Source organism: Dyella sp. (genome assembly GCF_035685885.1).
Lineage (GTDB): Bacteria > Pseudomonadota > Gammaproteobacteria > Xanthomonadales > Rhodanobacteraceae > Dyella.
In genome coordinates this window covers 39,848-60,866 of record NZ_DASRZX010000050.1, presented here as the reverse complement: position 1 = coordinate 60,866, position 21,019 = coordinate 39,848, and the positions used below count along the sequence as shown (strand labels likewise).

The following is a 21,019-nucleotide window of genomic DNA, read 5'->3' as shown; positions in this document are numbered from 1 at the left end:
TGGCAGGGCGGCTATGCCGCGATGGCTACAAAATGGGGCTTGTTAGAGCTTTTCCATAGTGCACAACAAAGGATGCTGATGAGCACGTGAATATTCGTTCACCTGGGTGACCTTGGTCTCGGCCACTTCCCGGGTAAATACCCCGCAAACGCCCTTCCCTCGCGTATGGACGTGCAACATCACCTGCACGGCACGTTCCTGGTCCAGGTTGAAGAAGCTGCGCAGCACCTCGACCACGAAATCCATCGGGGTGAAATCATCGTTCAGCAGCACTACCTGGAAGAGAGGGGGGCGAGCCACCTCGGGTCGCGAGGTTTCGAGCGCCAGGCCGTGACCGCTGCCTTGTTCGTGTTCGGGTTCGTGAGCCATGGGTTCTACGTGAGATTTCCTGGGAAAAAGTATAGCGCTGCCGCCTGCTCGCGGCCTGTGTCTTCGGTCGCGCGAGCCATCGAGGGCGGCTCGCCTTCAGGTAATGGCACAATGACGGCTTTTCCAGCCCTGTTGCAGCCGCCAAACGCCCCATGGCCGATTCTTCCTTCACATCCGCCGAAACCACCTGGTGCCCGCATGTCACGGTGGCGTGCGTCGTCGCCGATGGCGATCGCTTCCTCATCGTCGAAGAGGAGGTGAACGGGCGCCTCGCGTACAACCAGCCTGCGGGTCATCTGGATAACGGGGAAAGCCTCGCCACTGCTGCCGTGCGTGAGACGCTCGAGGAAACGGGCTGGACGGTGGAGCTGGAGCATCTGATTGGCGTGCACCAATGGCGCAGCACCGAGCATGGCGACGGTGTGGTCCGTTTCAGCTTCGCGGCGCGCGCGACCAGCCACGATCCGCAACGATCGCTCGACAAGGGCATCCGCCGCGCACTGTGGCTGACCCGCGACGAAATCGTTGCGCTGGGCGATCGCTTGCGCAGCCCACTGGTGCTGATGAGCATCGATGCCTGGCTGGCTGGCCAGCGTTTCCCGCTGGGCATGCTGCACAGCCTGTTGGCCGAGGATCGTTACCCGTGAAAGTGATGCTCGGGATCTCCGGCGGCGTCGATTCGTCCGTGGCAGCGCTCTTGCTGCAACAGGCCGGGCACGAGGTCGAAGGCCTGTTCATGCAGAACTGGGAAGAGGACGACCGCGACGGCCCCTGTACCACCGACGCCGATCGCAAGGACGCCGTGGCCGTGTGCGGCCGCCTTGGCATCCCGTTCCACGCCCGCAATTTCGCGGCGGCATACTGGGACGGCGTGTTCGAGCACTTCCTGGCGGAATATCGCGTGGGTCGCACGCCGAACCCCGATGTGTTGTGCAACCGGGAGATCAAGTTCAAGACCTTCCTGGACGAAGCACACACCCTCGGGGCGGAGAAGATCGCCACAGGGCATTACGCCCGGGTGGATTTCCACGAAGGCAAGTATCGGTTGCTGCGCGCCATCGACGCGTCCAAGGACCAGACGTACTTCCTGCACGCCCTGGGGCAGCAGCAGCTTGCGGCGACGTTGTTTCCCGTGGGCGAAATCGAGAAGTCCCTGGTACGGCAGATGGCGCTCGAAGCGGCCCTGCCGACCCACGCCAAAAAGGATTCCACCGGCATCTGCTTCATTGGCGAGCGCGACTTCCGCAGCTTCCTGGCGCAATACATCCCGGCGCAGCCCGGCCCGATGCGCACGCCCGAAGGCGAGACCGTGGGCGAACACCAGGGCGTGATGTATTACACCCTGGGGCAGCGCAATGGCTTGGGGATCGGTGGCCGCCACGGCGCCAGCGGCGACGCGTGGTACGTGGTGGGCAAGGATGTCGCCAACAACGTGCTGATCGTCGCCCAGGGCGGCGAAAATCACTGGCTATACTCGCACCGGCTGCATGCCGAGCCGCCCAGTTGGGTGGCCGGCGCCCCGCCCGCGCAGCGCTTTCGTTGCACGGCAAAGACGCGCTATCGCCAGCCCGACCAGGCGTGCGAGGTGATCGTGCTGACCGACGGCCTGGAGGTGATTTTCGACGAGCCGCAGCGCGCCGTCACGCCGGGCCAGTCCGTGGTGTTCTACGACGGCGAAGCCTGTCTCGGCGGCGCCGTGATCGACCGCACCGACGCGCCTTACGGCGGTTGGAATGATGCGTCGCCCTCCTCTGCCATCTTCGAGTCTCTTTCCGGTGTTTGAAGCTTTTGCCATGAACGAAGAACGCGTGATCGCCCTGGCCGGCCTGTTCCAGGCCACCAGCCTTGCCCAGCAATTGGCCAACGAAGGCCGCTGCGACGAGGTTGCGATGGCTGCCAGCATGGCCAGTGTGTTCCGCATCGACGCGCCATCGGTCGTGGGTGTCTATGGAGACGTGGCCGCGGTACGGTTGGGCCTGCGGCAGCTGATCGCCCTGCTGGACGAGAACAATCGTGATGTCGCCATTACCCGCATGTCCTTCACCGTGATGCGTCTTGAGCGCAGCCTGTCGCGCCGAAGCGACCTGCTCGATCGCCTGCAGCAAGGCGTCGTGGCCGCCCAGCGGCAGGTGGAGCATTTCGGCGCGGACTCCCCACAGGTGATGAAGCGCCTGGCCGAGCTCTACGCCGGTACGCTGTCCACGCTCAAGCCGCGGGTGATGGTCACCGGCAACCCGCAGCAACTGCAGCAGCCGGCCGTGGTGGAGAAGGTGCGAACCAACCTGCTCGCCGCCGTGCGCTCAGCTGTGCTGTGGCGACAGCTGGGTGGACGTCAGTGGCAGATGCTGCTGTATCGCAAACAGTGCAGCATGCTGGCGCGCGGGCTGTTGACGGGGTCGACGATCAACAACACTTGAGTTTCGTCATCCCGCCGCACCCCCAAAGAGGGCAAGGGCCGGGATGACGAGCCGAGGTGAAACGGCGAAGTCTCGCGCTTAAATGACTTCGCCCTGCGATCCCTTCTTCGCCGTCATCAGCCACAACGCCACCGCCACGCTGACCACCGCGGTGATCGCCAGATAGTGCGCGGGCGCCATGCGCCCGGCGCGTTCGGCCAGATAGGCGATCAGTGGCGCCGTGGCCGCGCCGAACACCGCGTAGGCCACGTTGTAGGCGAAGGACAGGCCGGAATAGCGGATGGCCGGCGGAAACGCCGCCACCATGATCGTCGGCACGACGCCGACGGCGCCCACCAGGAAACCGGTGAGCGCATACAGCGGCAGAAAGTGCGTGCCGCCGGTGGTCAGGTCAGCGAACAACGCATAGGTGCCGGCGACCAGCGCCAAGGAACCCACCAGCAGCGCGCGCGGACCACCGATGCGGTCCGCCAGCCAGCCATAGGCCACGCAGCCCACGCCCAGGCAGAACGCTGCCAGGCTGTTGCCAAGGAATGCCACGTCCGCCGCGATGCCGAAGCCCTTTTGCACCAGCGTCGGCAGCATCAGGATCAGCACCAGGATGGCCGCCGTCAGCATCCAGGTAACCGCCATCGACAGCAGCACGCTGCTGCCGTGACCGGCAAGCACGGTGCGCAGGGGAAGTTCATCGCTCAAAGCCTTGCGCTCGCGCAGCTCGGCGAATACCGGCGTTTCGCTGAGCCAGCGGCGCAACCACACGGCAACGAAGCCGAACACGCCGCCCAGCAGGAATGGCGCGCGCCATCCCCAACGCAGCACGTCCTCTGCCGGCAGGTGGTGATTGATCCACGCGGCCGTCAACGAACCGATGAGGATGCCGACCGTGAGGCCCGAGGTCAGGCAGCCGCAGGCAAAGCCGACCCGTCCCGGCGGTGCGTGCTCGGCCACGAAGACCCACGCGCCGGGGACTTCCCCACCGATGGCCACGCCCTGCACCACGCGCATCAGCAGCAATAGCAGCGGCGCGAGCAGGCCCACTTGCGCATACACGGGCAGGAGGCCGATGGCGAGCGTCGGCAGCGCCATCAGGAACACGCTGAGCGTGAACACCCGCTTGCGACCCTGGCGGTCGCCAAAGTGCGCCATCACGATGCCACCCAACGGTCGCGCCAGGTAGCCGGCCGCGAAGATGCCGTAGACCTGCAACTGGGCGAGCCAGGGCGCGGTGTCGGGCGGAAAGAACAGGTGGCTCAGCGGCAGCGCGAAGAATACGAACACCACGAAGTCGTAGAACTCCAGGGCACCGCCCAGCGAAGCGAGCAGCAGCGTCCGGATATCGCCACCGGCCAGGGTTCGCCGGCCGGAAGCGATGGAAGAAGCGGTCGAGAGAACCTGCGCCATCGGTGATTCTGCACTCGTTGAGTAAGCGACGCGGCAGCATACACAAAGGGGGCCGCGATCCACTGGGTCGGGCTTCATCTAATCGCAATGTGGGGATTTGCTAGCCTATGGCCGCCCGGGACGGTACCGGGGTCAGGAGCGGTGCGGACGTCACGCAGGGATGCGCGAGCAGCTTTTCCCTAAAACCAAGGGGTGTCCTGTTCCATTTGACGGGGTGGTCGATGGCCGGAGCGTGCGCGGAGGGAGAGACCTGGCACGAGGCAGCGCGACGCGCTACCCGGTCAACACGCGCGCGCCTGCCCTCCACCCATGGCCTTGAGATCGCTTCCGCCGGGCGCCAGCCACCCGGCGCGAGATCGCCTGCCCGCGCCTGCATCAAAGACGCGAAGGCCGGCCAACGATCGTCGCAGCGCGACCGTCACATGGAACAGGGCATCCCACAGCAAGGAGAGTCCCCATGTCTATGGGCAAGCGTTTGGGAGCTGAGTTCTTCGGTACGTTCTGGTTGGTCTTTGGCGGTTGCGGCAGTGCCATCTTCGCCGCGGCCTTTCCCGAGCTGGGCATCGGCTTTGCCGGCGTCGCCCTCGCCTTCGGCCTTACCGTGGTGACCATGGCGTATGCCGTGGGTCATGTGTCCGGCGGTCATTTCAATCCTGCCGTAACCCTGGGCCTGTGTGCGGGCGGACGCTTTCCCGCCAAGGATGTCGTGCCTTACTGGATCGCCCAGGTCGTGGGCGGCATTGCTGCTGGCGCCGTGCTCTACCTGATTGCCAGCGGCAAGCCTGGCTTTGACGCCGCGGCCAGCGGATTCGCTTCCAATGGTTACGGCGACCATTCGCCTGGCGGCTACTCATTGCAGGCATGCATCGTGGCCGAGTTCGTACTGACGGCGTTCTTCCTGATCGTGATCAACGGCACCACCCACAAGCTGGCGCCCACCGGTTTCGCGCCGCTGGCCATCGGCCTCGCCCTCACCCTGATCCACCTGATCAGTATCCCGATCACCAACACCTCGGTGAACCCCGCGCGCAGCACCGGCGTGGCGATTTTCCAGGGCGGCTGGGCCCTCCAGCAGCTGTGGATGTTCTGGCTGGTGCCGCTGATCGGCGGCGCGGTGGGCGGACTGATTCACCGCCACCTGTTGGAATGGCGCGAGTGAAGTGACAAACGGGGCGTGGCGCCCAGATGGGCGTCGCGCCGCCTTGTGTCAAGGTCGCGCTCTCGCAGCCCCGCGTCGAGCGGTCACTGCTCGTAGAGCTCGATCGGCAGGTCATCCGGATCAGCGAAGAAGGTGAAGCGTCGGTTCGTGTATTCATCGACACGAACCGATTCGCACGCCACGCCGCGTGCGTACAACGTGGCGATCGCCGCGTCGATATCAGGCACGGCAAACGCCAGGTGACGCAGGCCCTGCGCTTCAGGTCGTGACGGGCGCGGCGGCGGGGCGGGAAACGAAAACAGCTCCAGGCTCACGCCGGGGCTTACTTCCAGGTCGAGCTTCCACGAATCGCGCTCCGCGCGGTAAACCTCGCGGATGATGCGAAAGCCCAGCGTCTCGCTGTAGAACGTCTTCGAACGCGCATAGTCCGAACAGATCAGCGCGACGTGATGGATGGCGGGCAGCAAGGGCGTCGTCACTCACGCCTCCGCGAACGGAAAGGCCAGCACATCGGCGATGGCATCGGTGCCTGCCAGGCACATCAACAGCCGTTCGATGCCGAGCGCCACGCCGGCACAATCGGGCATGGCATCGAGCGCGCGCAGCAGATGTTCGTCCATCGGAATCTCCTGCTGGCCGCGCCCGCGTCGCACTTCGTTGTCGCGTTCGAAGCGACGGCGCTGCTCGGCGGCATCGTTGAGCTCGTGATAACCGTTGGCCAGTTCGTAGCGGCCGAGGTAAAGCTCGAACCGTTCGGCAAGCGGCGGGTCGCCGGGACGTATCCTCGCCAGCGCGCATTGCGATGCCGGGTAATCGTGGATGACCGTGATGCGATCGCTGGGAAACATCGGCTGCAGGCGATGCGTGATCAACAGGTCGAGCCAGTCGTCACGGGTCAGCCCCACCGGATCAATGTTGTATTCGGCAAGCGGGGCGCGCAGCACGTCGATGGATGCGTGAATCGGGTCGATGCCCAGTTCGTCGATGAAAAGCTGCCGGTACCCTTCCACCCATACTTCGACCCGACGTCCCACCAGCGCCAGCGCGGCCTCGACCAAGGCAATGGTCTCCTCCATCAGTCGATGATGGTCCCAGCCGATGCGATACCACTCCAGCATGGTGAATTCGGGATTGTGCCTGCCACCTGCTTCGCCGTTGCGGAACACGCGCCCCAGTTCATAGCAATCGCCTGCGCCGGCGGCGAGCAGCCGTTTCAACGGGTACTCCGGCGAGGTGCGCATCCAGCGTTCGCGCGACCCGGCATCGACATGTCCGCGGAAGGTGGTGCTGAAGCTCTCGATGTTGGGATCGGTATTGCCGGCCGCCGACAGGATCGGCGTCTCCACCTCCAGCACCTGCCGCTCGGCAAAGAACTGGCGGATCAGCGCGTAGACGCGTGCGCGCAACTGGAGCCGGGCGCCGAGGGTGGTTGTCATGCGCTTCCCTCGTGCTTCGCAAGCAACGCGAGCAGCTGGTTCTCGTCCCACACTTCCACGCCCAGCTCCTGCGCCTTGTCGAGCTTGGAGCCAGCCGCTTCGCCGACAACGACGAAGCTGGTCTTCTTCGACACGGAGCCGGCGACCTTGGCACCAAGCGCCTCCAGCCGGTCTTTCGCATCGTCGCGACTGAGGGAAGCCAGCGTGCCCGTGAGCACGACGGTCTGCCCTTCCAGCGGCGCTTCGCCGGTGTTGGTGGAACGGGGAATCGCATCGAGCAGCTCGTGCATGGCCACATCGGCCTCGCGCAACGGCTGCACGTTGTGCTTGTCGGCGAGAAATGCTTCCAGGTTGCCGGCAGCAGCCGACGGCAGGCCCGCCGTGATCCAGTGCGATGCGCCGGCCGACACCAGCTTGTCCAGTGAGGGAAAATGCTCGGCGAGCAGCTTGGTGCTCTTGGGGCCGAGCTTGTTGATGCCCGCCGTATCCAGCAGCACGGCCAGGTTGAGGCGCTGGCGAAGCTTGGCTGACGGATGCGATTCATCAGCGAACACGATGCCCGACGCCAGCAACGCATCGACCACGCGCTGGTTGCCCTCCTGCGCAAAGAACCCCGCGATGGACGCGGCAACCTCGTGGCCGATATCCGGCAACACGCGCAGCACGGAAGCCGGCATGCGCCGGACCAAAGACAAACTACCCAGCCAGGTGGCCAGCGTCTTGGCCGTGCTCTCGCCCAGGTGCATGATGCCCAGCGCGAACAGGAAACGCGGCAGCGTCGTGTGCTTGCTGGCCTCGATCGCCTCGATCAGGTTTTCGGCCCACTTGGTGGCGACCTTGCCCTGCTTCACCGTATCGGGCGTCGTGCCATCCGCGGCGTCCGCCTTGCGCTTCATCTCCAGGAAATCGTCCAGCGTCAGCTTGTACAGGTCTGCCGGCGTGTGCACGTAGCCGAAGTCCACCAGCGCATCGACGAACCGTTCGCCGATGCCTTCGATATCCATCGCACGACGTGCCGCGAAGTGGATCAACGCTTCCTTGCGCTGCGCGGGGCAGACAAGGCCACCGGAGCAGCGCCAGACCGCCTCGCCTTCTTCGCGCAACAACGCCGAGCCGCAGACCGGGCAATGCGACGGCATGTGCCATGGTTTGGTGTGAGGCGGGCGCAGCTCCGGCATGACGCGCACGACCTCGGGAATGACGTCGCCGGCGCGGCGCACGATCACGGTGTCGCCCACGCGTACGTCAAGGCGCGCGATCTGGTCGGCATTGTGCAAGGTAGCATTGCTGACAACGACGCCAGCCACCTGCACGGGTTTCAGGCGCGCCAGCGGCGTGGCGGCGCCAGTGCGGCCGATGTTGATTTCGATCGCCTCGACCGTGGTGGTCTGCTCCTGCGCGGGGAACTTGTGCGCGATGGCCCAACGCGGCGCACGCGACACGAAACCCATCACGCGCTGGCCTTCGTAATCGTCCAGCTTGTAGACCACGCCGTCGATGTCGTACGGCAACGCATCGCGCTTCGCGCCGATGCGGCGGTAGTAGGCGATGAGGCCGTCGAAACCCTTGGCGGTCGATACCTCCGGCGACACCGGAAAGCCCCAGTCTCGCAGCCGCGCCAGCGTCCGCGAATGCGTCGGTGGCAACTCGCCGCCCTCGACATCACCGACGGCGTAGGCGAAGAAGCTCAGCTTGCGCTTGGCGGTAATGGCGGGATTGAGCTGGCGCAGCGAACCGGCGGCGCCGTTGCGTGGATTGGCCAGCGGCTTTTCGCCGCGCTCGCGGGCGTAGTCGTTGAACGCCTCGAAATCCTTGCGCAGCATAATGACTTCGCCGCGTACTTCCAGCACGCGCGGCCAGTCGTCACCACGCAGGCGCAACGGAATGGCACGCACGGTGCGCAGGTTGGCGGTTACGTCCTCGCCGGCTTCGCCGTCACCGCGCGTGGCACCCTGCACGAAAACACCCTTTTCGTAGCGCAGGCTGATGGCAAGCCCATCGAGCTTGGGTTCCACCGAGAACACCGGCTGCCGTCGATCCAGCGTCTGCTCGATGCGTCGCTCGAATTCGGCCACCTCGCGGAAGCGCTCGCGATCGCTGTCACCTTCCTGCTCGAACGCATTGCTCAGGGAGAGCATCGGAATGACGTGGCGGACTTCGGCAAAACCGCCGACGGCCCGCGCGCCCACGCGCCGGGTGGGTGAATCGAGCGTGGCGATCTCGGGATGCGCCTCTTCCAGCCCTTCGAGCTCGCGCATGGCATGGTCGTACTCGGCATCGGTGATCTCGGGATCGTCGAGCACGTGGTACTGGTGATTGGCGCGTTCGATCTTTTCGCGCAACTCGGCGACGCGATGGCGCCAGTCGGGGGCGTGGCTCTTGCTCATGCGGATGTCCTCATGGCGGCCGAGTTTACCGTCATGCGCACGTTTTCGGATTTGCCAACCACAACGAAAGCTGCAAAGAGTAACGTCGCGCGCACATCAACGCCGGTTCTCCACGAGGGAGCGGGCCTATGGCGATGTTTGCACTTCGATGGGCTGCGTGCCTGTTTGCCCTGCTTGCCAGCGAACCGGCCTGGGCCGGCAGCGGCATCCTCGGGCTGGACCGTACCGTCACCTACGACGATAGCGGCATCTGGAAACGCAGCAACCAGCAGATCCTGATCTACGGCAGCATCCTCACCGTAGCGGGCGGCGCCATCTGGCTGGGCAGCCAGGACGAACTCAGCGACACCTTCTGGCGCTCCGTGGATGCGATGGCGAGCGCGGCCAGCGCCCAGGTGCTGAAATGGACCTTCCAGCGCGAGCGTCCGTCCGACACGAACGACCCCAATCAGTGGTTCAAGGGCCTGCACGCGCAGAGCTTTCCCAGCAGAGAGGTGGCCACCATCTCGGCGGCAGTCACGCCTTTCATCGTGAAGTATGGCAGTGATCATCCGGCGGTCTACCTGCTTGCGCTGTTGCCTGCCTACGATGCCGTAGCCCGCGTGAAGACGCAGGGACACTGGCAAAGCGACGTGCTGGTGGGCGCTGCCATCGGCGTTGGCGTGGGTTACTGGGCCACTCGCCGCGATTCTCCCTGGATCGTCTCCTTGCTGCCCGGCGGTTTCCAGATCGGCTATCGGCACAACTTCGACTGAGATCTGCGCCGCGCCACCTAAGGCGGAGGAAAGCCCCTGCAGTCATAATGGCGGTTTACCGCGCCATGGCAGGTGCGGACAGGGGAAATCGGCAAGTGCGCATGAAGTTGGCTTTTCTGGCGCTGACGGTCGCAAGCGGTGCAGCCCATGCCGGCGGTGGTCCGCTGGGTATCGACCATACGGTTCACTACGACAACAGCGGCATCTGGAAACGAAGCAACCAGAACATCCTGTTCTACGGCACGGTGCTCACCATCGGTGGTGGCGCCCTGTGGCTGGGAGACCAGAATCGCCTGGGCGACACGTTCTGGCGTTCGACCGATGCCATGGTGATGACCGCCATCACCACGCAGAGCATGAAGTGGATCTTCCAGCGCGAACGTCCCTCGCAGACCAACGATCCGGACAAGTGCTTCCAGGGTTGGGGCGCGCACAGCTTTCCCAGCAATGAAGTCGCGGCCGTGTCGGCCGCGGTGACGCCGTTCATCGCCACCTACGGCGCAGAACATCCTTCCGTTTACCTGCTTGCGCTGCTGCCGGCCTACGACGCCGTGGCCCGCGTCAAGACGCATGGCCACTGGCAAAGTGATGTATTGGTGGGCGCGGCAATCGGCACCGGCATGGGCCTGTGGGCCACGCACCGCAAATCGCCGTGGACAATCAGCCTGCTGCCGGATGGTTTCCGCCTAGGCTACGCGCGTCATTTCGACTGACGGCGGTAACGACTGACGGCGGCCTGCCCTCAGCGATGCAGGTCGCCGGACGCTTCCGGCTGGTATGCAATATCCAGCACGCGCAGGCTGCGCTTGTAGCCATCGGGCATCGGCCACTCGATGTGCTGGCCCACGGCCAGGCCCAGCAAGGCGCTGCCCACGGGTGCAAGAATCGATACGGTACCTGGCGCGCCGGCTCCCGATGGATACACCAGACTCACGGTGAGTTCGTCATGGCTGTCTTCGTCTTCGAAAGTCACGACGGAATTCATGGTCACCACGTCGACCGGCATCGCCGACGGTTCCAGCACGTCAGCGCGATCCAGCTCGGCACGCAGCCCTGCATGCTGCACGGCCTGCACGGGCGGCATGCGTTCCAGCAGGGCCTCGATGCGCTCGAGGTCCAGGCGGGAAATGACGATGGGTGGCTTGGTGCTCATGCTTGACTCCTGTCCGGGGACACGCTTGCGTGCGCGTGCCGTTTACGCAAAAAAAGCAGCGCGCCGGAGCCACTGCCCCGGCGCGCCTGGTGGTTCGATCGATTTTGGCGTTGCGTGCATCGCGTTTGACGCCATGCGCACGCGCAAACCCTAAAGATGAAACGCCACTGACTTTGGACGCGACGCTTGCCGAAAGCAAGCTGTCACAGCAGGTATCATAGTAGGGCCATGCCCGAGAACATCCCCGCCACGGAGGCCGACCTCCCTGTTCCGCCTCCGGGCGAAGAGGCGCCTGCACCGGTGCCACTGGCGTCGCCGATCTCATCGCGCGAACGCTATCGCGGGCTGATCTGGCTGGTGGCCGCGGCGTTCTTCATGCAGGCGCTCGATTCCACCATCGTCAACACCGCGGTGCCGGCCATGGCCGAGGCACTCAACGTGACGCCGCTCGGCATGCGCACCGCGCTGACCAGTTACGTGCTGACGCTGGCGGTGTTCATTCCTGCAAGCCCCTGGCTGTGCGATCGCTTCGGCACGCGCCGCATCTTCGCTGCCGCCATCGCCACGTTCACGCTGGGATCGCTGCTCTGTGGCATCGCGCAGACGCTGCCGCAACTGGTGGCGGCGCGCGTGCTGCAGGGTCTCGGCGGCGCCGCGTTGATGCCGGTGGGGCGCTATGTACTCGTGCGCAGCATTGAAAAACGCGATTTCGTCCGCTCCATGAGCACGGTCGCCACGGTGGGCCTGATGGGTTCCGTGCTCGGGCCGCTGCTCGGTGGTGCGCTGGCTCAATACACATCGTGGCGCCTGATCTTCCTGATCAACGTACCGGTTGGCATTGTCGGTATGTGGATGAATCGGCGCGACATGCCCGATTACCGACTGGATGATCCCCACGCGTTCGATTTCATCGGATTCCTGCTGTTCGCGGCAGCCTCGGCGATGCTGCTGACTGCCTCGGAAGTGGCAAGCGGCGGCGGCGTGCAATGGCCGCGCATTGCCGCCTACGGTGTGCTCGCCATCGTGTTCGGCTGCATCTATGTGTGGCACAGCCGCCGCACGGCGCACCCGGTTGCCGACTTGAGTCTGTTGCGCGTTCGCAGTGTATGGGTGTCGCTGGCAGGCAACCTGTTCACGCGACTTGGTGTGTCGGGCATGTTCCTCCTGCTGGTGTTGTTCCTGCAGGTCGGCTGCGGCTGGTCACCGCTGATGGCGGGCCTGATGATGGTGCCGCAGGCCCTGGGTTCGATCACCGCCAAGTGGGTCATCAACCGCTTGCTCAACCGCTTCGGCTATCGCCGGCTGCTGTTCACCAACACACTGGTGGTGGCCGTGCTGCTCGCTTCGTTCGCGCTGCTCGGCAAGGGTTCGCCGATGTGGCTCATCGCGATCATGGTGTATGTCTACGGTGGCTTCATGGGCATGCAGTACACCGCCATGAACACCCTGATCTACAACGATCTCGATGTGAAATATGCCTCGCAGGCATCGTCCATGGCCTCCACGGCGCAGTACCTCTCGATGAGCTTCGGCATCGCGCTGGCCTCGCTGTTGATGGAAGCCTTGCTGCAGGGCGCCGCGCATGACGACTACATTCCCGCGTTCCGCTGGACGGTTTTGCTGCTTGGCGTGGTGACGGCAACGGCCAGCTGGGTCTTCAGTCGCCTGCAGTCGGATACATCGCCGCGCCCGGCGCGCGCAACCACATAGGCAGCGCGGCCGGGCGTCAGCATGTAGCATGCACGTCACTGCCTGGCTTATTCGTCCATCCGCATGCATCACGCAAGTGACATCCTGCTCACGCTCTTCATCGTCTTCGTCGCCGCCCAGATCGGCAGCGAGATCGCCCAACGCCTGAAGCTTCCCGGCGTGGTCGGCGAGATCGCGGCAGGCTGCGTGGTGGGGCCATCGCTGCTTGGGTGGATCACGCCCGAGCAGATCGTTTCCGGTTCCCCGCTCGACGTGATGGCCGAGATCGGCGTTGTCCTGCTGCTGTTTTCCGTCGGCCTGGAAACGCGGCTGGAGGATCTGAAGAAAGTCGGCAAGGTGGCGTTCCTCGTCGGGGTACTCGGCGTGCTGGTGCCGTTCGCCATGGGCGGCGTATGGGCACACGGCAATGGTTTCGACTGGAGCCGCTCGCTGTTCATCGCCGCGGCTTTCGTGGCCACGTCCGCCGGCATCACGGCGCGGGTGCTGCAGGAACTGGGAGCGCTGCAACGTACCGAAAGCAAGGTGATCCTCGGCGCCGCCGTGATCGACGACATCCTCGCCATGCTGTTGCTTGGCGTGGTGGTATCGCTGCAGGGCGGCAAAGGCGTCGACGTGGTGCATCTGCTGGCCGTGCTGGCCGGTGCCGCGGGTTTCATCGCGGTGATCGGTGTGGGCGGCGCACGCGTGATGCGCTGGAATTCCGCGTGGCTGGACAAACCACGCAGCCCGCACTCGGCCTTCGCCATAGTGCTCGCGCTGTGCCTGGGCCTGGCCTACGTGTCCACGCTGTTTGGCCTCGCGGCCATCATCGGCGCGTTCCTGGCCGGCATGATCGCTTCGGAGACACGCCAGCAGCACACGCTGGAAAAGCAGACGCAGCCGCTGCTGGCGCTGCTGACACCGTTCTTCTTCGTTGTTACCGGCAGCAAGATCGATCTGTCGCAGCTGGCCAGCGTGGAAGCGAACGTCATGCTGCTGGTGGTCACCATCATTGCCGTTGCATCCAAGTTGATTGGCGGTTTTCTCGGTGCGCTGCCGCTAGGCACGCGCAGTGCGACCCTGGTCGGTTTCGGCATGGTGCCGCGTGGCGAAGTGGGCGTGGTGATCGCCAGCCTCGGCTTGTCGGCGGGCGTGTTCACGCCCCAGATCTACGCCATCATCGTGGCGATGTCGCTGCTGACGGCGATGGTGACGCCACCGGTGCTGGCCTGGTTGTTGAAGCGTGCGGATGCTTCAGCGGGTCGCGCGAAAGCGCCGCATTAGCGAGCTGGCCCTATCGTGGGAGCGCGCACTGTGCGCGACGGCGGCGCAGCAGGCGTTGGGCAATTCTGAGACGGTGATCGCGCACTGGGTGCGCTCCTACAGGAGGGGCGCGCCTCGGTCAGGCGTGGCGCATGGCTTGGTAGGCAGCGAGTGCGTCTTCGCGTGTTTCACGCAGATTGACCATGGGCGCCGGGTAACCCGAGCGACGCAGCAACTCGGCATCTTTCCAGGGCTCGTGCAGCTGGGGCAGTGGCGCGTCGGCCAGCTCGGGTAGCCAGCGCCGGAGATAGTCGCCACGGGGATCGAATTTCTGCGCCTGCATCACCGGGTTGAATACGCGGAAATACGGGGCCGCATCCGCGCCGGTACCGGCCACCCATTGCCAGCCCAGCGTGTTGTTGGCGAGGTCGGCATCCACCAGCGTGTCCCAGAACCAGCGCGCGCCGTGTCGCCAGTGCTGGCGAAGGTTCTTGGTGAGAAAGCTGGCGACGACCATGCGCACGCGGTTGTGCATCCAGCCGCTGTGCCATAGCTCGCGCATGCCGGCGTCGACCAGCGGAATGCCGGTGCGGCCTTGTTGCCAGCGTTCGATCGCCGAGGCGGCGGCGTCGCTCCATCGCAGACGGTCGAATTGCGCGTTGAAGTTTTCGGTCGGTGTGCGGGGAAAGTGGTACAGCAGGTGATGCGCGAACTCTCGCCATCCCAGTTCGCGCAGATACGGTTCGATGTCCGGGCGTCGACGCGCGGAAGTGGCGGCTGCACGATCGAGCAGTTGTCGGTGGATCTGACGTGGCGAGATCTCGCCAAAGTGCAGATGCGGTGACAGCCGTGAGGTGCCATGCCGCCCTGGCAGGTCGCGCGCCTGCGCGTAATCGCCGATGGCGTCATCCATGAAGACGTCGAGCCACTCCTGCGCGCCCTGTTCGCCCGGCTGCCAGGCTTCGTGCAAACCCTGATCCCAGCGTATCGCCGGCAACAGCCCCAACGCGTCGAGGGGAAGACTTCCGTCGATCGGTACGCCACGCAGCGCCGTGGGCGCCGGCAACGGATGTGGCGCGTCCAATTGCGTACGAAGAGTGCGCCAGAACGGCGTGAAGACGCGATAGGGCTCGTGCAGCCTGGTTTGGACCTGCCAGGGTTCACGCAACAACGAAGCATTGAAGCTGCGTACCTCGATGCCCTGCTCGCGTAATGCAGCCTTCACTTCGCCATCCCGGGCGATCGCGGCCGGTTCGTAGAGGCGGTTCCAGTAGACGGCGGTGGCGCCGGTACGCTCGATCAGCGAGCGCAGCACGGCAAGGCTGTCGCCGCGTGCGATATGCAACGCGTTGCCAAGGTGACGCAGGCGACCGTCGAGCCGCGCCAGCGAGTGATGCAGCCACCAACGACTCGCCGCACCGGGTGCCCAGTCGCCCTCTTCGTGCGGTGCATGGATATGGAGCGGAAGAACGCGCCCGTGCCGGGCACAGGCCGCATCCAGCGCAGGATGATCGGCGAGGCGCAGGTCGCGGCGAAACCAGACGATGGCGGTGCTCATCGGCGCAGCTTAGTCAGCGCGCGGCGGCATGTATGCACCGCCTTTGGGCCGTAGCGGATGCCGCCATGCAGCGGCATCCGCCAGGTTGGATCAGAGCTCGACCACGTCGAAGCGACGATCGGAGTCGACGTCTTCCTCGTAGTTCACGTCTTCGCGACCAAAGCCGAACAGACGCAGGAAGTCATGCTTGTAACCGACGTAATCGGTCAACTGGTTGAGGTTCTCGGTGGTGATCGTGGACCACAACGCCTTGCACTCGCTCTGCACGTCTTCGCGCAGCTCCCAGTCGTCCAGGCGCACGCGTCCTTCGTCGTCGAGTTCCACCGGCTGGTGGTCCTTGCGATACAGGCGATCGCGGTACAGGCGGTTGATCTGCTCGATGGTGCCTTCGTGGATGCCCTTTTCCTTCATCACGCGGAAGGAAATGGCGATGTAGAGCGGCAGCACCGGAATGGCCGCGCTGGCCTGCGTCACCACCGACTTCATCACGCCCACGTAAGCATCGAGATGCTCGGCCTTGTGCTCGGCGACCAGTTGCTTGGCCGTATTGTCCAGATGCTGCTTGGCCTGGCCCAGCGTGCCGTGCCAGTACATCGGCCAGGTGATTTCCGTGCCGATGTAGCTATAGGCGATGGTCTTGGCATGGTCGGCCAGCACGCCGGCCTTGCTCAGCGCGTCGATCCAGAGCTTCCAGTCCTCGCCGCCCATGACGGTGACTGTGTCCTTGATTTCCTGCTCGTTCGCCGGCTCCACCGACGCCTGCACCACGGTGTCGCGGTTAGTATCGATCGAGTTGGCGGTAAAGGTTTCGCCGATGGTCTTGAGCGAGGAGCGCACCACTTCGCCGGTATCGGGCAGTTTGCGCACCGGGGAGGCCAGCGAGTAGACGACGAGGTCGATCTTGCCGCCCATCTCGTTCTTGATGATCTCGATGGCGCGCTCGCGCGTCTCGTTGGCAAACGCATCGCCGTTGATGGATCGGCTGAACAGCCCCGCCTGCTTGGCGAACTTGTCGAATGCGGCAGAGTTGTACCAGCCAGCGGTACCGGTCTTGGTCTCACTGCTGGGCTTCTCGAAGAACACGCCGAGCGTGGCCGCGCCGTAACCGAAGGCGGCGGTGATGCGCGACGCCAGGCCGTAGCCGGTGGAGGCGCCGATCACCAGTACGCGCTTGGGACCTTCGCCGAGGTTGCCCAGCGCCTTGGTGATCTCGATCTGCTCGAGCACGTTGCGCTCGCAGCCGACCGGATGGGCCGTCACACAGATAAAACCACGCACCTTGGGGTTGATGATCACTCGCGGGCTCCTGGCAAGACAGTGCAAACCATTATGTTAACCCGCGCATCAGCCCATGCGCTGCCGTAGGGTTTCCAGCGGCCAGCTACGGCAGGTTTGCGCGCTGTGACGGAAGCTTCACGAGCACCGCACTAGCACTATGGCGTTTGCCGGTGGGGTCGGGCTCGCGTCGCCCGATGCCGGGAGGAAGGCCGCCTGCGCGCAATGATCGGGGAATGATCGCGGACCATGGGTGAGTTCGGCCATATAACCACGCAGCGTTTGCCCACGCTGCTTGCGACCGCCCTCGCTTGCGCGATCACCGCCGGTTGCGTGGGCACGCCGTCAAAACCTGCGCCAGCCCAAGCGAAACCCGATACCGATGCCCAGGCAACGAACGCAGGCCACGACGGGATGGCGGTGGATGCCTTGCGGCGCCTGTCGCTGATGCGCCCGCTGGAAGGCGGCATCGATACGCCGCTGGTGCACTACCAGATCCATGGCTACCTGATGGTCGACGCGGCCGTCTATTCGACCCGTGGCATCGGGCAAACGAACTTCAGCGTGCGCCGCGCCGACATCAACTTCCAGCACCTCCTGTGGCGCGACTGGCTGTTCTACGCCGATGCCGAGCTGGTGAACTGGCACCTGGAGTTCAAGGACGTCTACATACGCAAGAACACCAAATGGCTCGGCGTACTGACCATCGGCAACCAGCAGGAACCGTTCGGTCTGGAGCAATACGGCAGCTTCCGCAACACCACCTTCCTGGAACGTTCCACCAGCAGCGCCATCGCGCCTAGTCGAAGCGTGGGCATTTCATCCAGCGATTTCCACGGACCGTGGATCTGGAGCTATGGCTTCTTCACGGCCGGCACCCACGACGAGGGCCGCCAGCAACGCGGCGTCGCGCTGACCGGACGGCTTGCCTATGTCCTGCAGTCGGAAAACGGCCCTTATCACCTGGCCGTGGACTACTCCACGCGCCATCTCAACGCCAGCGGGCAACGCTTCGAATCGGCGCCCGAAGTGGCACTCAGCAACAGCGATTATTTCCTGGACACCCACGGCATCGCCGACACTAAGCGCGTGCAACGCTATGGCCTGGAGTCGGCGCACGTCAGCGGCCCGTTCTCGTGGCAGGCCGAATGGATGCAAGCCCACGTGGGTCGCCAGGACGGCTTGCCCACCCTGGAATTTCGCGGCTGGTACGCCTATGCCAGTTTCATGCTCACTGGCGAAAGCCGGGATTACCGCGAGAGCAATGGCATCTTCGGCCCGGTGGTTCCACACGTGTCCTGGAACGGCCGTGGCGGCGGCGCGCTGGAGGTCGCCGTGCGCCTGAGCCAGACCGACCTCAACGACCGCGATGTCTTTGGCGGCAAGGAACGTAACCTCACCCTGGGCGTCAATTGGTACCTGGACAAATCGGTGCGGCTATCGGCCAACCTCGTCCACGCGCTTTACCTCGACAAGCCAGGGAACAGCTTCGACGGGAAACACCCTTCGGCCCTGGTCGGGCGCCTGCAGTACCAGTTCTGACGGTTGACAGAAAGGCGCCACGAAATAAGAATTGTTCTCAATAAAGCGGACCGGACGGTCCGTCACGGAAGGTTTTCGCGTGATCCTCTCATGTGCGCTGCTGCTGACGCTGGCGGGCGCGACGCTGATCTACCTCGCAAGCGCGCAGCAGCGCCTGCGGGCGGTGCCGCTCCACGTCGCGGCTCGATGGGCGGGATGGACGCTGGTCCTCGCCGGCACGGCCGGCTGGTGGTCGACGGAAGGCATGGGCGCGGGTATTGCGGCCGCTCTGACCACGCTCATGCTCGCCTGGGTCGCGCTTCCTTATGCGGCATGGTGGCGCACCAGCGACGAGGCCAGGCCGTGATCGCGCGCTGCCTCGCCGGCACCCTGCTCGGCTTCACACTGTCCGCCTTGCTGATCGCACTGGTGCTTCACCTGTTGCCGAACCACGGCGAGGCTTTCCTGATCCCGGGACTTATCCTGTTCTTCCCGCTATGGACGGCCATCATGGCGGGCGCCTATCTGTTCCGCAGCGGTATGCGCGCGTGGCTGGTGCTCGGCGGCGCCAATGCCCTTGCGTTCCTGGCCTTGTGGGCCGGACGCGCGCTCGGTGTCTGAGCATAGGGCTCTCAGGACGACATCATGAAATCCGCCACTCTCCGAACCTTCCAGACCGTGCATACGTGGACCGGCCTGCTTGCCGGCTTCGCGCTGTTCGTCGCCTTCTACGCAGGCGCGCTCACCGTTTTCCACGATGACATCGCGGCCTGGCAAAGCCCGCCGTGGCGCAGTGCCACCGATGCCCATGTCAGTGCCGATGCACTGATCGAGCGCCTGCTGGCCACGCACCCGGCGGCCAAGGACGATTTCGGCATCGTGCTTCCCAAGGACACGTCGCACGCGGCGTACGCCTATTGGATGGAGGGCGGCGAGGAACGCTTCGCTACCGCCAGCCAGATGGAGGCACCGACAGCGGAAGGATCGGAGAACGAGCTGGCCGATTTCGTCTACGCGCTGCACGACTCGCTTGGGCTGCCAGTGATTGGCCTGTACCTGATGGGCATCGTCAGCGTGATCTATGGCCTGGCCTTGCTCACGGGTATCCTCATCCACCTTCCGCAGCTGTTTGGTGACTTCTTCGCCATGCGCGTGGGCCGCAACCTCAAGCGGCTGTGGCAGGACGCGCATAACGCCATCGGCGTGCTCAGCCTGCCCTTCCATGTGATCTTCGCTGTCACTGGCGCGTTGTTCTGCCTGTTCACCATCACGCTGGCCGCACTGAACACGGTTGCCTTCGACGGCAAGTTGTTCGATGCGTTCGCCAAGGCCACGGCCACCACACCCACCGTGGTGGCAAGCGGCACGCCGGCGCGCATGCTTTCCGCCGACGAGTTGATCACGCGCGCACGCGCGCAGGCGCTTACCGCGGGCGTGACCAGCTTCGACCCGGATTACATGCACTTTGCGCACTACGGCGACCACAACGCGGTGGCCGAAGTACGCGGGCTGTCGCGCCACACGCTGGGCACGTATGGCACGGTGGCGATGTCCGCGCGCGATGGCAGCGTGCTGGCTACCTACGTGGGCGATCGCTACAGCTTTAACGGCATCAGCTACGCCGCCCTCTTCGGGCTGCATTTCGGCAGCTTCGGTGGACGTGCCGTGCAATGGCTGTACTTCATCCTCGGCCTGGCCGGCGCCTTCCTCTTTTATTCGGGCAACCTCCTCTACATCGAATCGCGACGCAGACGCCGCCACGCCGACCAGCCCATGCGCACGCAGGTGATGGCGCGCGCCACCATCGGCGTATGCATCGGCAGCTGCCTTGCCATATCGGGCGCGTTTGCGGCGACGTGGATCGCCGTGAGGGTCGGCGTCGAAGCGGGCACGCCGCAACGCGTCGCCTGCTATGGCCTGTTCCTTGCCGCCTGCGCCTATGCCTGCGCCAGGCCAGTGGCGCGCGCCACGGTGGAACTGCTGTGGGCCACGGCGCTGCTGACGATCCTCGTAGCCGTGGTCGACCTTATCGGTAACGCGGCGGACATCACGCGTGCCGCATCGCCGCTGGGCTGGAGCGTGGTGGGCGTCGACCTTACCGGCATCGCGCTCGGCCTGGTCTTCATCGCCTTTGCACGCGCGACCAAACGGCGGGCGCGCCGCGGCGACGCCAACAGCGTCTGGGCATGGCAGCCGGCGCGCGGCTGAGCGCGCCGGGAATCAGTAGGCCATGCGCGCGGAACTCATCCGCGCCGGCACCGGCGCATCGCCCATCAGCGATATCTCATCCCATACCGCGTCTTCTTCGCCATCCGAAAGAAGCTCGTAGGCGGTGCGGCCGCTGAAGGCATTCTGGTGGCGGCACATCCAGCGCACCGCGCGCTGTCGATCGCCAAGGCTCTGCACCAGCATCGCGGCGAGCGTGGCGTGACGCTGCTCGAGCGCGATGAAGGCGCGCTCCATCACGTCATCCCGCAAGGTGTTGATGTGTTCAAGCTCGGTGGCGACGTCCTGAAACCTGATGGTCATCTTGCGCATACGTTCGCTCCCTTGTCCCCCACGCCGTCAGCACACGCAGTCTCTGGTGGTGTCCATCCGAGGACTCCTGTCGCCCTTCCCGGGCCAGGCCGCCTGAG

21 protein-coding genes are annotated in these 21,019 nt (G+C 64.9%); 12 read left to right on the top strand and 9 right to left on the bottom strand.

The features are described 5' to 3' along the window. Window positions 1-42 precede the first annotated feature (42 nt). The gene (gene clpS / locus VFG49_RS06440) at window positions 43-369 is read right to left on the bottom strand and encodes an ATP-dependent Clp protease adapter ClpS (RefSeq protein WP_019466735.1); all 327 of its coding nucleotides are present in this window, start codon (window positions 367-369) and stop codon (window positions 43-45) included. A gap of 152 nt (window positions 370-521) precedes the next feature. Between clpS and VFG49_RS06435 the strand changes: the two genes are divergently transcribed. The 3 genes from VFG49_RS06435 to hflD are packed head-to-tail and all read left to right on the top strand — an operon-like array spanning window position 522 to window position 2,786. Beyond that, a complete protein-coding gene (locus VFG49_RS06435; protein ID WP_324858691.1) occupies window positions 522-1,016 on the top strand; it encodes an NUDIX hydrolase in 495 nt (164 codons plus the stop codon). Beyond that, window positions 1,013-2,152 (top strand): tRNA 2-thiouridine(34) synthase MnmA, encoded by a 1,140-nt coding sequence (gene mnmA, locus VFG49_RS06430; protein ID WP_324858690.1) that lies wholly within the window; start codon window positions 1,013-1,015, stop codon window positions 2,150-2,152. The genes VFG49_RS06435 and mnmA overlap by 4 nt, the downstream gene beginning before the upstream one ends. 10 nt (window positions 2,153-2,162) lie before the next feature. Further along, window positions 2,163-2,786, top strand: coding sequence for a high frequency lysogenization protein HflD (gene hflD / locus VFG49_RS06425; protein WP_324858689.1), 624 nt, complete (start codon window positions 2,163-2,165; stop codon window positions 2,784-2,786). Between the two features lie 78 nt (window positions 2,787-2,864). On the opposite strand, the gene VFG49_RS06420 is transcribed toward hflD, so the two are convergent. Beyond that, the gene (locus VFG49_RS06420) at window positions 2,865-4,187 is read right to left on the bottom strand and encodes an MFS transporter (protein WP_324858688.1); all 1,323 of its coding nucleotides are present in this window, start codon (window positions 4,185-4,187) and stop codon (window positions 2,865-2,867) included. 457 nt (window positions 4,188-4,644) lie between these two features. Here VFG49_RS06420 and aqpZ point away from each other — a divergent pair, with 457 nt between their 5' ends. Beyond that, entirely contained in the window at window positions 4,645-5,346 is a 702-nt protein-coding gene (gene aqpZ, locus VFG49_RS06415; protein WP_324858687.1) for an aquaporin Z, read from the top strand. Between the two features lie 83 nt (window positions 5,347-5,429). Here the strand turns inward: aqpZ and VFG49_RS06410 are convergent, their stop codons facing one another. From VFG49_RS06410 to ligA, 3 genes are read right to left on the bottom strand one after another with little or no spacing between them, the layout of a single operon-like run. Next, window positions 5,430-5,825 carry a VOC family protein gene (locus VFG49_RS06410; RefSeq protein WP_324858686.1) on the bottom strand — a complete coding sequence of 132 codons (396 nt, stop codon included), beginning with the start codon at window positions 5,823-5,825 and terminating at the stop codon, window positions 5,430-5,432. Continuing rightward, window positions 5,826-6,782 carry an EF-P lysine aminoacylase EpmA gene (epmA, locus tag VFG49_RS06405; RefSeq protein WP_324858685.1) on the bottom strand — a complete coding sequence of 319 codons (957 nt, stop codon included), beginning with the start codon at window positions 6,780-6,782 and terminating at the stop codon, window positions 5,826-5,828. Beyond that, window positions 6,779-9,169: an NAD-dependent DNA ligase LigA gene (gene ligA / locus VFG49_RS06400; RefSeq protein ID WP_324858684.1), complete on the bottom strand. Its 2,391-nt coding sequence runs from the start codon at window positions 9,167-9,169 to the stop codon at window positions 6,779-6,781. The genes epmA and ligA overlap by 4 nt, the downstream gene beginning before the upstream one ends. Window positions 9,170-9,297: 128 nt before the next feature. Here ligA and VFG49_RS06395 point away from each other — a divergent pair, with 128 nt between their 5' ends. After that, the gene (locus tag VFG49_RS06395) at window positions 9,298-9,924 is read left to right on the top strand and encodes a phosphatase PAP2 family protein (RefSeq protein ID WP_324858683.1); all 627 of its coding nucleotides are present in this window, start codon (window positions 9,298-9,300) and stop codon (window positions 9,922-9,924) included. Between the two features lie 101 nt (window positions 9,925-10,025). Beyond that, window positions 10,026-10,637 (top strand): phosphatase PAP2 family protein, encoded by a 612-nt coding sequence (locus VFG49_RS06390; protein WP_324858682.1) that lies wholly within the window; start codon window positions 10,026-10,028, stop codon window positions 10,635-10,637. 29 nt (window positions 10,638-10,666) lie between these two features. Here VFG49_RS06390 and rnk read toward each other — a convergent pair whose 3' ends face one another. Then, window positions 10,667-11,077 carry a nucleoside diphosphate kinase regulator gene (rnk, locus tag VFG49_RS06385; protein ID WP_324858681.1) on the bottom strand — a complete coding sequence of 137 codons (411 nt, stop codon included), beginning with the start codon at window positions 11,075-11,077 and terminating at the stop codon, window positions 10,667-10,669. Window positions 11,078-11,305: 228 nt separating this feature from the next. Here rnk and VFG49_RS06380 point away from each other — a divergent pair, with 228 nt between their 5' ends. Both VFG49_RS06380 and VFG49_RS06375 read left to right on the top strand, forming a co-directional pair. Continuing rightward, window positions 11,306-12,787, top strand: coding sequence for an MFS transporter (locus VFG49_RS06380; protein WP_324858680.1), 1,482 nt, complete (start codon window positions 11,306-11,308; stop codon window positions 12,785-12,787). A gap of 63 nt (window positions 12,788-12,850) precedes the next feature. Further along, window positions 12,851-14,050, top strand: coding sequence for a cation:proton antiporter (locus tag VFG49_RS06375; protein ID WP_324858679.1), 1,200 nt, complete (start codon window positions 12,851-12,853; stop codon window positions 14,048-14,050). 118 nt (window positions 14,051-14,168) lie between these two features. On the opposite strand, the gene VFG49_RS06370 is transcribed toward VFG49_RS06375, so the two are convergent. After that, the gene (locus VFG49_RS06370) at window positions 14,169-15,587 is read right to left on the bottom strand and encodes a deoxyribodipyrimidine photo-lyase (RefSeq protein WP_324858678.1); all 1,419 of its coding nucleotides are present in this window, start codon (window positions 15,585-15,587) and stop codon (window positions 14,169-14,171) included. A gap of 90 nt (window positions 15,588-15,677) precedes the next feature. Continuing rightward, the gene (gene fabV, locus VFG49_RS06365) at window positions 15,678-16,883 is read right to left on the bottom strand and encodes an enoyl-ACP reductase FabV (protein ID WP_324858677.1); all 1,206 of its coding nucleotides are present in this window, start codon (window positions 16,881-16,883) and stop codon (window positions 15,678-15,680) included. A 228-nt stretch (window positions 16,884-17,111) separates the two neighbouring features. Between fabV and VFG49_RS06360 the strand changes: the two genes are divergently transcribed. The 4 genes from VFG49_RS06360 (at window position 17,112) to VFG49_RS06345 (ending at window position 20,591) form a co-directional block, all read left to right on the top strand. Continuing rightward, on the top strand, window positions 17,112-18,404 hold the full coding sequence (locus VFG49_RS06360; RefSeq protein WP_324858676.1) for an OprO/OprP family phosphate-selective porin: 1,293 nt from the start codon (window positions 17,112-17,114) through the stop codon (window positions 18,402-18,404). Window positions 18,405-18,483: 79 nt separating this feature from the next. Then, window positions 18,484-18,750, top strand: a complete 267-nt coding sequence (locus tag VFG49_RS06355; RefSeq protein ID WP_324858675.1) for a hypothetical protein — start codon at window positions 18,484-18,486, stop codon at window positions 18,748-18,750. Beyond that, window positions 18,747-19,004 carry a hypothetical protein gene (locus VFG49_RS06350; RefSeq protein WP_324858674.1) on the top strand — a complete coding sequence of 86 codons (258 nt, stop codon included), beginning with the start codon at window positions 18,747-18,749 and terminating at the stop codon, window positions 19,002-19,004. Before VFG49_RS06355 ends, VFG49_RS06350 begins: the two co-directional genes overlap by 4 nt. A 24-nt stretch (window positions 19,005-19,028) precedes the next feature. Further along, complete coding sequence (locus VFG49_RS06345; protein ID WP_324858673.1) at window positions 19,029-20,591, top strand: PepSY-associated TM helix domain-containing protein; 1,563 nt, start codon at window positions 19,029-19,031, stop codon at window positions 20,589-20,591. Window positions 20,592-20,603: 12 nt separating this feature from the next. Here the strand turns inward: VFG49_RS06345 and VFG49_RS06340 are convergent, their stop codons facing one another. Beyond that, on the bottom strand, window positions 20,604-20,912 hold the full coding sequence (locus tag VFG49_RS06340) for a DUF2384 domain-containing protein (RefSeq protein WP_324858672.1): 309 nt from the start codon (window positions 20,910-20,912) through the stop codon (window positions 20,604-20,606). Between the last annotated feature and the right edge of the window lie 107 nt (window positions 20,913-21,019).

What these genes read in the sequence shown, in the direction of transcription:
- VFG49_RS06380 (WP_324858680.1), top strand. Translation starts at nt 11,306, where the DNA reads ATGCCCGAGAACATCCCCGCCACGGAGGCCGACCTCCCTGTTCCGCCT.
- hflD (WP_324858689.1), top strand. Translation starts at nt 2,163, where the DNA reads ATGAACGAAGAACGCGTGATCGCCCTGGCCGGCCTGTTCCAGGCCACC.
- rnk (WP_324858681.1), bottom strand. Translation starts at nt 11,077, where the DNA reads ATGAGCACCAAGCCACCCATCGTCATTTCCCGCCTGGACCTCGAGCGC.
- VFG49_RS06370 (WP_324858678.1), bottom strand. Translation starts at nt 15,587, where the DNA reads ATGAGCACCGCCATCGTCTGGTTTCGCCGCGACCTGCGCCTCGCCGAT.
- VFG49_RS06360 (WP_324858676.1), top strand. Translation starts at nt 17,112, where the DNA reads ATGGGTGAGTTCGGCCATATAACCACGCAGCGTTTGCCCACGCTGCTT.
- VFG49_RS06435 (WP_324858691.1), top strand. Translation starts at nt 522, where the DNA reads ATGGCCGATTCTTCCTTCACATCCGCCGAAACCACCTGGTGCCCGCAT.
- VFG49_RS06390 (WP_324858682.1), top strand. Translation starts at nt 10,026, where the DNA reads ATGAAGTTGGCTTTTCTGGCGCTGACGGTCGCAAGCGGTGCAGCCCAT.
- aqpZ (WP_324858687.1), top strand. Translation starts at nt 4,645, where the DNA reads ATGTCTATGGGCAAGCGTTTGGGAGCTGAGTTCTTCGGTACGTTCTGG.
- VFG49_RS06420 (WP_324858688.1), bottom strand. Translation starts at nt 4,187, where the DNA reads ATGGCGCAGGTTCTCTCGACCGCTTCTTCCATCGCTTCCGGCCGGCGA.
- VFG49_RS06340 (WP_324858672.1), bottom strand. Translation starts at nt 20,912, where the DNA reads ATGACCATCAGGTTTCAGGACGTCGCCACCGAGCTTGAACACATCAAC.
- ligA (WP_324858684.1), bottom strand. Translation starts at nt 9,169, where the DNA reads ATGAGCAAGAGCCACGCCCCCGACTGGCGCCATCGCGTCGCCGAGTTG.
- epmA (WP_324858685.1), bottom strand. Translation starts at nt 6,782, where the DNA reads ATGACAACCACCCTCGGCGCCCGGCTCCAGTTGCGCGCACGCGTCTAC.
- clpS (WP_019466735.1), bottom strand. Translation starts at nt 369, where the DNA reads ATGGCTCACGAACCCGAACACGAACAAGGCAGCGGTCACGGCCTGGCG.
- VFG49_RS06395 (WP_324858683.1), top strand. Translation starts at nt 9,298, where the DNA reads ATGGCGATGTTTGCACTTCGATGGGCTGCGTGCCTGTTTGCCCTGCTT.
- VFG49_RS06345 (WP_324858673.1), top strand. Translation starts at nt 19,029, where the DNA reads ATGAAATCCGCCACTCTCCGAACCTTCCAGACCGTGCATACGTGGACC.
- VFG49_RS06375 (WP_324858679.1), top strand. Translation starts at nt 12,851, where the DNA reads ATGCATCACGCAAGTGACATCCTGCTCACGCTCTTCATCGTCTTCGTC.